The sequence below is a fragment of the Arthrobacter sp. 35W genome (assembly GCF_000482545.1).
Lineage (GTDB): Bacteria > Actinomycetota > Actinomycetes > Actinomycetales > Micrococcaceae > Specibacter.
This window is the reverse complement of sequence record NZ_KI519454.1, coordinates 1345305-1359178: the sequence shown is the minus strand read 5'-3', so window position 1 is coordinate 1359178 and position 13874 is coordinate 1345305. Positions and strand designations below refer to the sequence as shown.

The following is a 13874-nucleotide window of genomic DNA, read 5'->3' as shown; positions in this document are numbered from 1 at the left end:
TCTATCAGTGAGTATTTCGGACCTATTTCGACCACGAAGAATCACATCGGTACTCTGTGGGCAGTTCCGCCCTGCGCCCCGTCCCTCCCCAAGGAGCTCCCCTCGTGACCATATCTCCAGGCCTGCCGCCCGCTAAAGATTCCGCATGGCAGAGTGTGGACCCTAGGGTCGCCGCCACCGTATTGCACGAGGCTGAGCGCCTCCATGCCGCTCCCGCCGTTCTGCCGACGGCCGGTGAATGGATGCAGTACGGCCTCACCGGCAACCGCATCGGCTGGGAATCACGGCTCACGGCCCTGCAGGACCGCCTGTCGACGTCGGCGCTGGCCGCCTGCCTGTCGCAGGATGACGGCGAAACAGCGCAGTGGGCGCGGATTGCCGCCGACGATGCCTGGACGCTCTGCGAGCTCACGTCGTGGTGCCTGCCGGCCCACTACCCCAGCGGCGCCGTCGACAATTCCCGCGAGCTGCCCGACGCCGACGCCCCGGTCCTGGACCTTGACGCCGGAGTCACAGGTGCGCTTCTTGCCTGGTCCGCCTCCCTGCTGGCGGAGCGCTGGCAGGCATCCCAGCCCAGCGTGCTGCAGAGGGTCCACCGGGAGGTCCGGCGGCGCGTCCTGGCACCCTTCACCGGCAGGACCCACTACTGGTTTGGCTCCCCCGCTGCCCCGCCCAACAACTGGGCTCCATGGATCACGGCCAACGCGCTGGCCTGCTTTCTGGTGGTCGGCACCGCTGAAGAGCAGGCGGCAGCAGTGGAAACGGCGCTGCCCGTTCTGGACAACTTCTGCGCCGGCTATGGGCCGGACGGCGCCTGCGAGGAGGGTGCGACGTATTGGTGGGTTGCCGCACTGACCCTCTATGAGGCACTGGACTTCGCCGGCGCCCTCACCGGTGCAGCGGTGGACCGGCTGGCGGCACCCCTGGTCGCGGCCATGGGCAAGTACCCGCACCAGATGCAGATCCACGAACACTGGCAGGTCAACTTTGGTGATGCCTCCCCGCACATCGAAACGGCCGTGCGTTTCCACACGGCCCTGCGCTACGCGGCGGCCGTGGGCGACGGCGACGCCGCCCTCTTCGCCTGGTCCATGGGGAGCGTGGCTGGCCAACGCGATCCGGAGCGCTGGACGCTGCCGGCACCCAGCGGGCGCAACTTCCACCGGATGGTCCTGGAACTGCTGGATCCCGAGTGGATGGCACCCGGGTCCCCTACTGCCCCGGACCTCCCCTATCCGGCCGCCACCTACCTGCCCAGCACCGGTGTGCTCTGCGCCCGTGAACGGGCTGGAAGCAGCGAGGGCCTCTTCCTGGCCGTCAAGGGCGGAGACAACGGCGTCAGCCACAACCACAACGACGCCGGTTCCTTCACCGTGTTCGCCAACGGTATGCCAGTCATCATTGACATCGGCGTGGAGACGTATCGGAAGGAGACCTTCGAGCCCGACAGGCGCTACTCCATTTGGACCATGCGCAGCTCGTTCCACAATGTTCCGATCATCAACGGCCACGAGCAGCAGCCCGGCCATGCCTTCGCCGCAACCGAAGTGGACGCTTGGGGCATTGGCCACGGCGAACCGGCGGATTCCACCGGGCTGTCCATGAACCTCGAGCAGGCCTATGGGGACGTTGCAGGACTGGATTCCTGGCACCGCATTGCCCACTTGGACCGTGTCCGCGCCCAGATCCGGATCGCCGATTCCTGGCAGGGACCCAACGTCAATCCCGAAATCGTCCTGATGCTGGCCCAGGAACCGCACCGGATCTCGGCGGCCGGCTTCAGCGTGGGTGGCGCTGTCATTGGCCACTCGGACGGCTGGGAGGCCAGCTTCGAGCGGATTCCCGTCGAGGATGCGCTACTGCTCCCGGTGTGGGGGCCCTTCGTGCACCGCGCAGTGATCCGTCCCATCCCTGGGCGCCAATCCAGCGGCAGCCACGAACTGACGGTGTCGGAAGTCGGCCGCGCCTCCTCGCAACTGACCCGAACGGATCGTTTGCTTGGGGACCTAGGCGGACGCTAGGTGCCGGACGGTTCAGCGTCAAGCAGGCCGCCGCCCGCCCAATGCCGCAGAGCACTGAGTTCCTCGTCGTTGAACTCCATGCCGGTCACGCTGCAGATCGCCTCAACATTCTGCGTCCAGGCGGTGGCCAATTCCCGCGCCGTCGCCTCTCCGTTCAGCGCTCCCGCCACGTAGATCAAGCCCTGGATGACAAAATTGACGGCACTTCGGGAGACGGCCGCGCCCGATGCAACGCATGCGTCCCTGACCATCTTTGCGAGCTCGTTGCGATTGGTTGTCAGTCGAAGCTTCGACTCCATGGCCAGGAACACTTGCCTGTACTGCGCGGTGGACAACGCAGGAACGTCCGTCACCCTCGGGACCTGTTCTTCGACGGCGGGGACGGCGGCCGCCTCCAGCGGAAGGTCTTGCTGGGAGAACCGCTTCGCATCCCACACCCAGCCGGGAGCCGGCCGGGACGAATACTGGATGCGTTCGCCAATCTGGGATATCCACGCGCCGAACTTTCCGTGCCCGGCCCAGTCGTTGCCCAAAGAGGGCTCGGCCACCAGAGCGCGGTGGGCCACGAGGGCACCTTTGACGGGCCCCGGCGCGTTCACGACGAAATCCAGGACGGCAAGCACGCCCGCCGAGTGCATGCCCACCCCTCCGGGCACCAGGGCAATCGGCCCCGGAACGTTGGCTGGCGGCGCGGCGGCACTCGCCGCCCCGGCCAGCATGGCGAGCAGCTCAAATGACTGGATGACGGTGTCTGCCATCTCGCGGTAGGCAGCCGCAACCGCACCGGCAACGATCACCGTCGTCCTGCGGTCTGCAGCCCGGAACCGCTGGACCAGGGAGGTGAAGTCGGCGTCGGCGGACGCGATGAAGAACTCGTCGATATCCGTCCTGCCACCGAGCACGTCCATCGCGTCCAAAACGAGGTTGATGTCGGTGCTGCTCTTTCCCTGCTGGGTCAGCGAGGGGCAGTCCATGACCCGGAACCCGGCGCGCGTCCAGAACAGTCTGTACTTGGAGTAGACGGATGGGTTCAGGTAGCAATTCCTGATCAGGAACCGGCGGCCGCCGCCTGCTCCGCCGTCCGCCGCCGCGATGGCCGCCACCCATGCCCCTGGATCGGTGGCGAACCGCTCGGCAGCGGACGGGTCCAGCGACTGAAGCCCGGTGTACACGTTGTCGAAATCAACAAACATCGCAGCGCGCGCACCGGGGTGGCGGGTGGGGGCAGCAAACGGATCGGCCATTGGACGAGTGTGCCACCCCCGGCCTCATCGCACCAGAGGAAGTCCGCGATGCTCCACGGAGCACCTACGGGGCGGGGGTGCCGATCTTCGCCCCCGCCGGGCTGAGAACCCACCAGATGTTGTTGAAGCCCTGGCCTGCCACATCGCCAGGGGCGGAGTCCTTGGAGTAGCGGTAGAGGGGCATTCCGTTGAGCGTGACCTGCTTGGCCCCGGTGTCGGTTGTGATGACGCCGACGGTTCCCGCCACGCCGTCCACCACCGGGGTGGCGGTGGTGGTGGTCAGGGCAGGCCAGATCCCCACGCAGGGCCCGGCACAGGCGCTCTTGCCCGGGTCTTTGACGTCCTTGTCGAAGATGTAGACGGCCATGCCCTTGCCGTCGACGACGATGCTGCCGAGCGCCGTCGACGCCGTCTTGAGGTCCGCCGGTGCGGCAGTGGCAGCCGGGGAAGATGTTGCCGACGGGGCGGTCGCCGCCGATCCACTGCAGCCGGTCAGGGCCAGGGCGGCAAGGGACAGGACCGCCATTGCTGTGCTCAAACGCTTGTCCAGGTTCATGAAATGTGGCTCCTCAATGTGGCAACGACGCCGGCCGGCCATCAGCCGGGCGATGCGGTGGGTCTGCACGGCGCGAATGGGCCGATGTGCAGTACGACGACGGGAATGGTGGGAATGGTTCACCCGGTGCTGAAGACTTCTGCGGTGAACCATTTGCAGCCAACCGGCGTCTTATGGTGGGTAAGCCTTGTCCACGATGATGCCGGGGGTGTCCATGCCATTGGATGACGAGTTGGTCGCAGAGATCTACCGGGAGCACGCCCCGGTGCTGCGGCGCTTTGTCGTGGGCATAACCTCAAGCCCCGATGCGGCCGAGGACGTTGTCCAGGAAACGATCCTCCGCGTCTGGCAACAGGCCCCCGGGATCACCACCAGCATGCGCAGCTATCTGTTCCGGACGGCCAGAAACATCGTCATCGACAACTTCCGCTGGCAGCAGCGCAGGCCACAGCAGACACAGACCGAGGAGCTGGAACAGATGGCGGTTACCGTTGAGCACGTGGATGGATTGCTGACAAAGATCTTGATGGAGGAAGCACTGGGCCGGCTCAGTGCCGAGCACCGCGACGTCGTCATCGCCCTGCACTACCGCCGCCTGACAGCGGTCCAAGCCGCCGGGGAGCTCAACGTCCCAGCGGGAACGGTCAAATCCCGGGCCTTCTACGCCCTCAAGGCCCTCCGCGCCGTTCTGGATGAGATGGGAGCAACGCCGTGAACACCGACCCGGCAGACCACGCAGCCCTGCAGCACCTGGTGGGGGCCTACATCCTTGGCGGCCTGGAATCGCAGGAGCGGGTGCTGTTCGAGCAGCATCTGGCACTGTGCCCGGCCTGCACGGGCGAGGTGGACTCCCTGCAATCCCTGTCCGGGTTCCTTGACGCCATTCCGGCCGAGTCGGCCATCGCCCTTGCCTCCCCCGGCACCCCGAGTGGGCGGGCCACCGCGGCCGACGGCGGATCAAGCGATCGGGACGGTGCCCAGCGGCCTGTGGAGGCAGCCGGCGTCGGGAATCTCTTGGACAAGCTGGCTGCCCGGCGGCGGCGGAGCCATTGGCGTGCTGCGGCGCTGGTTTCCGGCGTGGCCGCGGCCTTTCTTGCCATCGGATTGGTGGCCGGGCCGGTCCTCACCGGCCCTCCCAAGCCTGAGGAAAGCTACACCATCAGCGCCACCTCGGGACCCCAGGTGCAGCTGGGTCTGCTCAAGAAGGCCTGGGGCACGGAGCTGGCACTGGACGGCACTAGCCTGCCAGCCTCCGGCATCCTGTCCCTGTGGGTCAAGGACACCTCTGGCAACTACGACAGGGCGGCCAGCTGGAATGCCACAGCGGCTGGCAAGGCCAACGTTACGGGCGCAACGCCTGTCCCCATCGAGGACATGGCAAGCATCGAGATCCGCGATGCCTCCGGACAGAAGATCGCTGTACTGTCCAGGACCACCGGAAGCTAAAGGGGTCGCTGAGGGCCGACGGCGGCCGGTCCACGGCCATCGCGGGCGCCAATGACTGGTCGGGACCGTTGAATCTCCGCGCTCAGATGTGGAGGATGTTGCCGTGTCCCTGGTTCGCTGTGAGACTGTGCGCATGGCGAGTTCTATCGATGTGTCCTGGGACCTTGATGGCATCACGATGGAGGGCACGGTGGTCCGGCCCGACGGCGATGGGCCGTTCCCGGCGGTGGTCCTCGTCGCCGGCAGCGGCCCGACGGACCGGGACTGGTGTTCGCCCCTTCTTCCTGGCACCAACGGGAGCGGGCGCCTCTTCGCGGAGGATTTTGCCCGGTCCGGAATTGCCTCGCTGCGCTATGACAAGCGGGCCTCCGGCCCCCACGCGATGGAAAACTTCCCCAAGTTCATCGGGAAGATGAGCATGCGCTCGCATTTGGAGGAGCTCGTCGCAGCCGTTCAAATGCTGGCCGGACTGGACTTCGTTGACCCCTCACGGATTGTTGGGCTCGGCAACAGCGAGGGAGCCCTTCACGTGCTGCACTACGCCACCAGTGAGCAGGATGTCCGCTTTGCCGGGCTGGTTCTCGCTGCACCGCCGGGCCGGCCGATCCAGGATGTGCTGCTGTCCCAGCTGGCACTCCAGTCTGCCCAGATTCCCGGCGCAGCCGCCTTGATGTCCAAGGTGGAGGAGGCTGCGGCGCGCTACGCTGCCGGAGAGCCGATGGATCCGGATCCGGACCTGCCCGACAGTGTGAGGATGGTGCTCGCCAGTTTCGAGACACCGGCCAATCTCCCATTTGCCCGCGAATTGTGGGTCGAGTCCACGTGCGACCCACTGGGCAAGGTGCAGATCCCCACGCTGGTGCTGATTGGCGGGAGGGATGTGCAGATCGATGTCCACGCCGACGGCGGTCCGCTGCAGTTGGCCGCGGCGGGGATGGCAAACGTGTCGTTCTCCTTCCCGCCGAATGCGAACCATGTTTTCAAGGAAGACTTCCGCACCCCGGCAGAGGTTGCTGCATCCCCCGGCAATGGCTACAACGCGCCGGACACCCGTCTGGACCCCGAAAGCCTGGCGACGATCCTCGCCTGGCTGGAGGAGACGGTGGGTTTCACAGTGGCCCCGGCCTGATCCCCCTTTGGCGACGGGTCCTGTGCCAGCGCGGCTGACACTGTCTCCGGTTGACATATGAAGACCCACGGCCGCCACGCCGGAGTACATTTCTGCGGACGCCCAAAGCTTCGGGCAGAATGTCCGATATGGGGCGGTGGAGCGAGCAGATGGTGGTCAGTGCTGCACCCGACGCCTCGTCCCTAAAAGCCGCCCGGACTCTGGCGCAGCCGGGTCCATGGTCAGATACCGGCAGCAACGACGTCCTGGTGTGGGGCAAATGCCAAGGCAGCGGTAAAACGCCCTATCAGGTGAGCGTGGACGTCGCCGCACCGGCCTACAGGTGTTCGTGCCCCAGCCGGAAATTCCCCTGCAAGCACGCCCTGGCGCTGCTGCTGCTCTGGGCACGGGGCGAGGCCGCCGATTCCGCCGCAGTGACAGCCGACTTCGCACAGGAGTGGGCGGCCCAGCGGACGGAACGGGCAACCGTACGGGAGCGCCGCCAGGCTGAGCAGCCAGCGGATCCGGTGGCCCAGGCCAAGCGGCTGGCCGACCGACTGGCGCTCATGGATGCCGGGATCGCCGATTTTTCCCTGTGGCTGCAGGATTTGGTGAGGACCGGACTGGCTGCGGCACGGAGCCACCCGTACTCGTGGTGGGATGGCGTCGCTGCCCGCCTTGTCGACGCCCAGCTTCCCGGTTTGGCCGAACAGGTCAGGGACATGGGTTCCGAGGTCCATGTCCGCGGTGATTGGGCAGACCACCTCTTCCTGCGCGCGGGCCGCTGGTGGGCGATGACCCAGGCATGGGGCGGGCGGGGCAATCTGACAGCCGAAGAATTCGGTGATCTCCGTGCCGCGCTGGGGTGGCCGACCGCTGCAGCTGATGTCCAAGGCACCGAGGCGCTGTCCGGCCCATGGCTCGTTCTGGGAGCGCACCGAAGTGATGACGGGCGGCTTCAACAACAGCGGACGTGGCTTCGCTCACCCAACGGAATGGTCGTCGTCGTGCTCGATTTCGCAGCGCAAAGCGAAGGATTGGCGACGCCGCAATTGGCGGGTTCGATGTTGGACGCCACGATGGCGCGGTATCCCGGCACTGGGCCGCAGAGAGCCATGTTCACAAGCCACGTCGCAGCGCAGGGATTGGCCGCCAATCTCGGTGAAGGCTGCAGCATCGACAATGCGCTCAAACTGGAATCAGCTGCTGTTGCGGGCTCACCATGGCGCGGACGCCATCCCGTCCTGTTGGGAGGGGTGCGGGTCGGACTTGACGATCAGGGTTGGCTGCAGGATGCAGCAGGAAGCACCCTCCCGATGGTCGACGTCCCCGTGATGTCCCTGCTGGCCCTCGCCGGCGGCCACCCCGTGGACGTGTTCGGAGAACTTGAGGACGGACGGGTGCGTCCATTGTCCATCGTCGTGAACGGCTCCGTGGTGGCACTATGACCTGGCTTGCCCACCTCCGCACTGCCGCGCTCGTTGGCACTGGACGCCACACGGTGCCCCCTGCACCCACCGAGTTGGGTGTTCGGCCGCCTGATGGCCGGGCCCACGAGGAGATGCTGCTCGGCCAAGCGGCACTGGCCGATGTCCTCTCTCGGGCTTCCCGGACGCCCATGAAACGCCAGGCCACCGATCTCCCAGAACCTGCGCCGCACGACACGGCACCGGAGGTCTCCGATGAGGCCGCCCGGATGCTCGACCTCTTGCTCTCCCAACCTCCGGGTGGTTTGGTGGTGCGCACCCAGCTGGTGGTCGATTGGCTGCAGCTCGCCGAGGCGTCGAGCCAGCGGGTGCCCCACCAGCTGCTTGCCAGACTGCTCTCGTTTGCCAACGCGAACCCGAGTGTGGCGCCGCATTTGCGTCCGGCCATCGGGATCCGCGGCCAGTGGCTGCTAGGACTCATGCCCACGGCCAAGGGACAGCGCCCCGCGACCACTGCCAACTGGGCCGAACTTCAAGGTGCCGACGCCGCTTCGGCGCTTGAGCTGCTTCGAGGCAGTGACCCTGCGGCCGCCCGCGGGCAACTGGACACGCACTGGACCACACTCAGCGCCCGGGAACGCGCGGTGCTTCTGGCAAAATTCTCGACAAACCTGCACGGCGACGACGAGCAGCTGTTGGAAAGGGCCCTCGACGACAAGGCCAAGAGTGTGCGGGACGTGGCTGCGGGCCTGCTCGACCGGCTCCCAACCAGCGCCCGCGCCGGCAGAATGGCAGCCAGACTCCATCCGCTGGTTCACTTCAAGGGGCTGCTCGGCAAGCGGATCGAAATCGATCTACCGCCTGAACCCGATGCGGCCGCAGTGCGCGACGGGATCGCGCCGGCTCCGCGCCAAGGTGAACCCGACCGGCTTGGTCGCTTGGATGCCATCGTCCGAGGGGCCCCTCTCGATGTCTGGACATCGGTGACGGGCCGCAGCCCGGCGTCAACCTTGGCGCTGCTCGAGGGCGAATCACGTGTCCTCGAGGCGATGACCACCGCCGCTGCGTTGCGCCCTGAGCTGGATTGGGTGCGCGCCCTGCTCCATGTACACACCGACCTGCGCCTCTTGAACTGCCTGCCCGCGGCAGAACGCGGGCAGGAGCTTGTTCGGCACATCAAGGGCGGCACCACACAGCCAATGGCATTGGTTCAACTGCTGCTGGACATGCCACGACCATGGGGGCCGCCGCTGGCGGACGCGGTGCTGGAACTGATCGCCAGCACGGATGGTGCCCAGTTCGCCGTCGTACTGTCCTCCGTCCTGCCGACGGCGCTCCCGCCCGAGGCCGCAGACCACTGCCGGCTCCTCATGGAGCGCCTGGAGGATGATGCACGGCGTCGTGCACTTCGCGATGTCGTGCAATACCGATCATTCCTACAATCCCTGACAGAGGCCTTTCGATGACCGATATCCAGACCTTTCCGGACGTTGTCCGCGCTCATGCCGAACATTCCTACGCCGAGGAGCTCACCGCCTTGGCAACCGTTGACGACCGTCCCCGTCCACCCAGCTGGCGATTGTCGCCCTGGGCCGTCACGAAATACATTCTCGGCGGCACCCTCGCGAATGGCGTCGACATCACGCCGAAGTACCTCGGCTCGGAGCGCCTGGTGGAAATCGCTGTTGCATCGTTGGCCACAGACCGCGCCCTCCTCTTGCTGGGGGTGCCTGGCACTGCGAAGACCTGGCTCAGCGAACATTTGTCCGCCGCCATTTCCGGATCATCGACACTCGTTGTCCAGGGTACTGCCGGCACTCCTGAGGAGGCCTTGCGGTATGGCTGGAACTACGCCCGTTTGCTCGCCGAAGGACCGTCGCGGGGTGCAATGGTTCCCGGGCCAGTCATGCGCGCCATGGAGGCAGGAAGCCTGGTGCGGGTGGAGGAACTCACGCGGATTCCCTCGGACGTACAGGATTCCCTGATCACCATCCTTAGTGAAAAGACCCTGCCCATCCCCGAGCTGAACACCGAGGTGCAGGCGCGCAAGGGATTCAACGTCATCGCCACGGCCAACAACCGCGACAAAGGCGTCAACGACCTCTCATCGGCACTGCGCCGCCGCTTCAACACCGTGGTCCTGCCCCTTCCAGACAGCCTCGACCAGGAGGTCGAGATCGTTGCCACCCGCGTCCGCAGCCTGGGCGAAGCCTTGGAGCTCCCCGCTGATCTGGCCGCCCTTTCCGAGATCCGCCGGGTGGTTACCGTCATGCGCGAACTCCGGTCCGGCGTTACCGCGGACCAACGGACCACCATCAAGTCCCCCTCCGCCACCCTTTCCACCGCCGAGGCGATCTCGGTGATGACAAACGGTCTGTCCCTAGCGGCCCACTTTGGCGACGGAACCGTCGGTGCCGAGGACGTGGCTGCCAGCCTGGTCGGCGCGGTGATCAAAGACCCGGTCCAGGACCGCGTTGTCTGGCAGGAGTACCTGGAAACCGTTGTCCGCAACCGCCCGGAATGGAAGGACCTCTACCGGGCCTGCCGCGACCTTGAAACATCGAACTGATCAATGGCCGACGTCCATGTCCTCGGGATCCGCCACCACGGGCCCGGCTCCGCGCACTCGATCGCGGAGGCCTTGGAAATCATTCGCCCGGACCTGGTGTTGGTGGAAGGACCCCCGGAGCTCGATGAAATCATTGGACTGGTCTCCGACCCGGAGATGGCACCGCCCGTTGCCGGGCTGATCTACGCCACCGACGAGCCCCGCATCGCATCCTTCTACCCGATGGCGGAATTCTCCCCTGAGTGGGTTGCCATCCGCTGGGCACTGTCGAATCGAAGCCTCGTGCGGGCCATCGACCTGCCCGCGGCCCATGCCTTCGCACTTCGCATGGACTCCGAGCCTGCGGCATCATCGGCAGCCGAGGACGACTGCGGCCCTGAACCCGGGGACGCCGGGCCCCCTGCCCAGCTGCAAGACCCGTACCGTCCGGACGCAATCGGCATGCTTGCTTCGGCCGCCGGGTACAGCGATGCGGAGCGCTGGTGGGAAGATGCCATCGAACACAGGCATGGCAGTCCCTTGGACAGGTTCGCGGCCATCGGCGAGGCCATGTCAGAGATCCGCGCCGTGGACGACCGGCCACACAACCACCCCGACGTTGTGGAGAACACCAGACGGGAAGCCGCAATGCGGCGTCTGATCCGCGCCGCCATGCGTGAAGGACACGAAGGGATCGTTGTGGTCTGCGGCGCCTACCACGTCCCAGCCCTCGTGCCCGCTGGTTTCCCTCCTGCTTCCGTCGACAACAAAATACTCTCAGGCTTGCCCAAGACCAAGGCCGCCGTCACTTGGGTGCCATGGACCTCTGACCGTCTCAGCCGGGAAAGCGGCTACGGTGCGGGCATTGCGGCTCCCGGTTGGTACCAGCATCTGTTTGCCCACCGGATGGCCCAAAACCCCGGCAACGATCTGTCCAGCACCTGGCTCGTCCGGGTTGCCCATGCCCTGCGTCGGGAAGATCTGGACGCATCGACGGCCTCCGTGGTGGAGGCGAGCCGGATGGCGGCAGCGCTGGCCTCGGTTCGAGGACGGCCGAGCCCCGGGCTGGCGGAATTGGACGATGCCATTCAGACGGTGCTTTGCGACGGCTCGCCCCTGCCGCTGGCGTTTGTCCACCGCGAACTCACTGTTGGGCATGGGATGGGCAACGTGCCGGACACTGTGCCCACAGTCCCGCTCGCCGCCGATCTCGCTGCAAGCCAGCGCCGGCTGCGGCTCAAAACCAGCGCTGCCGAAGACACCCTGGTTCTTGATCTGCGCAAGCCGAACCACCTGGCCCGTTCTGTTCTGCTGCACCGGTTGGGCCTCCTCGGTGTCGAGTGGGGCAGGCCAGACCGCGCCGGCCGCACCACGGGCACGTTCAAGGAGGTATGGGCTCTGCAGTGGAAGCCGGATCTGGCCATCGCCGTGGTGGAGGCCAGCCGATACGGCACCACCGTCGCCTCAGCCGCGGCAACACGCGTGTCTGAACAAGCGCGCGATGCCGGCAGCCTGTCGGAGCTCAGTGAATTGCTGGCCATGTGCCTGCTTGCGGACCTGCCGGATGGAGTAGGCGCCGTGGTGTCCGTGCTGGCAGAGCGAACCGCTCTGCAGCACGACGTCCCCGCCCTGTTGGAAACCATTTCACCACTTGCCCGCACCTGCCGATATGGCAATGTCCGCGGTGTAGACATCACCGAAGTGCGGAAGATTCTTGATGCCACAGTGGTGCGGGTTTGTGTGGGGCTGCCCACCGCCTGCGCCGGACTGGACGATGAGGCAGCAGCGGCCATGCGGCGCGCGGTCGACACCGCGCAGGATGGACTCACCCTGCTGCCAGGTCTGCCCATGGACGACTGGCACCAGGCATTGGCAGCCGTCGCAGGTTCCGACAGGATGCACGGCGCCGTCGCCGGGCGGGCCACCCGGCTGCTGCTTGACGCCGGTCTAGTGGACAGGGATGACGTTGCCGCACGGCTCAGCCGCCGATTGTCCATCGCCTCGCCAGCCCCGGAGGCTGCTGCCTGGTTGGACGGCCTACTCTCAGGAGACGCCATGCTGTTGATCCATGACCGACGCATCCTGCAGATAGTGGACGACTGGGTGGATGGCGTCCACAGCGATGTCTTCGACGATGTCCTGCCTCTGCTGCGCAGAACCTTTTCGTCATTCAGCAGGCCGGAGCGGCGCGAGATCGGCGAGCAAGTGAGCCGGCCGGACAAGGACGTAGAGATGGAGGAGCTGATTGACATGGATCTGGCGGCCGCGGGGCCAGCAATTCTAACGATGGCCCGCTACATCGGATGGGAGGCAATTGCGTGACCGGCACAATCCCTGATGGCCACGGCAGGCTGGGCCGATGGCGCCTCCTTTTGGGTGGAAACGACGCCGATGGCATTACTACAGCCGATGGCCACAGGGTGGCTCTCTCTGCCCTTGATGCGCGGCGCGACCAGGCCTTGGACGACCTGTACGAGGAACGCGAAAACCGGCAAGGCGGCCTCGGTGCCTCGAGCCCGCGCGTGGCCCGGTGGCTGGGCGACATTCGCGGGTACTTTCCGTCCTCCGTTGTCCAAGTGATGCAGGCTGACGCCATGGACCGGCTCGGATTGCGCCAGCTCCTGCTCGAACCAGAGATGTTGCGTACGGTCCAGCCCGATGTCAGCCTCGTGAGCACGCTCATCGGCCTCGGGCGCGTAATTCCCGAACATTCGCGGGAAACGGCCCGGGCCGTCGTTCGGCAGGTGACCAGCGAACTGGAATCACGGCTGCGGTCCACGATGGTCCAATCGATCTCTGGGGCACTGAACCGGGCCGCCCGCACCAGACGCCCACGGCACCGGGACATCGACTGGAACAGGACGATTGCCGCCAACCTCAAGCATTACCAACCGGAACATCACACAGTCGTGCCCGAGCGGCTGCTCGGGCACGCCCGGCGCAGCACCGAGATTCAACGCGAGATCATTCTGTGCATCGACCAGTCCGGCTCCATGGCCGAATCTGTGGTGTATTCAAGTGTCTTCGGCGCAGTGCTCAGCTCGCTGCGGTCGGTGGCAACCCGGCTGGTGGTTTTTGACACCGAAGTTGTCGATCTGACCGACGAGCTGAGCGACCCTGTTGATGTGTTGTTTGGAGTTCAACTAGGTGGCGGCACCGACATCAACCGCGCGCTGGCCTATTGCCAGAGCCACATCACGCGGCCGGCCGAAACCATTCTGGTGCTGATCAGCGATCTCTACGAGGGTGGAATCGCCGAGGAGATGCTTCGACGGGCTGCCACGATCGTGGGCGCTGGCACCACGATGATTGCCTTGCTGGCGCTCAGCGACGCAGGCCAGCCCTCGTTCGACTCAACCCATGCCGGTGCCCTTGCCGGAATCGGTGTCCCGGCCTTCGCGTGTACGCCGGATTTGTTTCCAGACCTGATGGCCGCGGCGATCGAACGCCGGGACGTCGGAGAATGGGCGGCTTCCCACGACATCGTGACGAGCCACGCACCGTAGGTCCGGCGGACCCATGGA

Annotated in this window: 11 protein-coding genes; 9 read left to right on the top strand and 2 right to left on the bottom strand. The window is 66.0% G+C overall.

All coding sequences use genetic code 11. From position 1 onward, the window contains the following. The first annotated feature begins 104 nt into the window (after positions 1-104). Positions 105-2021 (top strand): heparinase II/III domain-containing protein, encoded by a 1917-nt coding sequence (locus K254_RS0105775; protein ID WP_155848462.1) that lies wholly within the window; start codon positions 105-107, stop codon positions 2019-2021. Here K254_RS0105775 and K254_RS0105770 read toward each other — a convergent pair. After that, a complete protein-coding gene (locus tag K254_RS0105770; protein ID WP_026554560.1) occupies positions 2018-3265 on the bottom strand; it encodes an NYN domain-containing protein in 1248 nt (415 codons plus the stop codon). The genes K254_RS0105775 and K254_RS0105770 overlap by 4 nt on opposite strands. A 64-nt stretch (positions 3266-3329) precedes the next feature. Further along, on the bottom strand, positions 3330-3821 hold the full coding sequence (locus tag K254_RS0105765; RefSeq protein WP_051388897.1) for a COG4315 family predicted lipoprotein: 492 nt from the start codon (positions 3819-3821) through the stop codon (positions 3330-3332). Between the two features lie 214 nt (positions 3822-4035). Between K254_RS0105765 and K254_RS0105760 the strand changes: the two genes are divergently transcribed. The 8 genes from K254_RS0105760 to K254_RS0105725 all read left to right on the top strand — a co-directional run bounded on the left by K254_RS0105760 (position 4036) and on the right by K254_RS0105725 (position 13856). Continuing rightward, the gene (locus K254_RS0105760) at positions 4036-4536 is read left to right on the top strand and encodes a sigma-70 family RNA polymerase sigma factor (protein WP_026554558.1); all 501 of its coding nucleotides are present in this window, start codon (positions 4036-4038) and stop codon (positions 4534-4536) included. Next, a complete protein-coding gene (locus K254_RS0105755; protein WP_035749048.1) occupies positions 4533-5267 on the top strand; it encodes a zf-HC2 domain-containing protein in 735 nt (244 codons plus the stop codon). Before K254_RS0105760 ends, K254_RS0105755 begins: the two co-directional genes overlap by 4 nt. A 133-nt stretch (positions 5268-5400) precedes the next feature. Then, positions 5401-6396, top strand: coding sequence for an alpha/beta hydrolase (locus tag K254_RS0105750; protein WP_026554556.1), 996 nt, complete (start codon positions 5401-5403; stop codon positions 6394-6396). 290 nt (positions 6397-6686) lie between these two features. After that, a complete protein-coding gene (locus tag K254_RS0105745) occupies positions 6687-7823 on the top strand; it encodes an SWIM zinc finger family protein (RefSeq protein WP_231391756.1) in 1137 nt (378 codons plus the stop codon). Next, positions 7820-9268: a DUF5691 domain-containing protein gene (locus K254_RS0105740; protein WP_026554554.1), complete on the top strand. Its 1449-nt coding sequence runs from the start codon at positions 7820-7822 to the stop codon at positions 9266-9268. Before K254_RS0105745 ends, K254_RS0105740 begins: the two co-directional genes overlap by 4 nt. Beyond that, entirely contained in the window at positions 9265-10371 is a 1107-nt protein-coding gene (locus K254_RS0105735; protein ID WP_026554553.1) for an ATP-binding protein, read from the top strand. The genes K254_RS0105740 and K254_RS0105735 overlap by 4 nt, the downstream gene beginning before the upstream one ends. A gap of 3 nt (positions 10372-10374) precedes the next feature. Next, entirely contained in the window at positions 10375-12672 is a 2298-nt protein-coding gene (locus K254_RS0105730; protein WP_026554552.1) for a DUF5682 family protein, read from the top strand. Further along, positions 12669-13856: a VWA domain-containing protein gene (locus K254_RS0105725; protein WP_026554551.1), complete on the top strand. Its 1188-nt coding sequence runs from the start codon at positions 12669-12671 to the stop codon at positions 13854-13856. The genes K254_RS0105730 and K254_RS0105725 overlap by 4 nt, the downstream gene beginning before the upstream one ends. Positions 13857-13874: the final 18 nt, after the last annotated feature.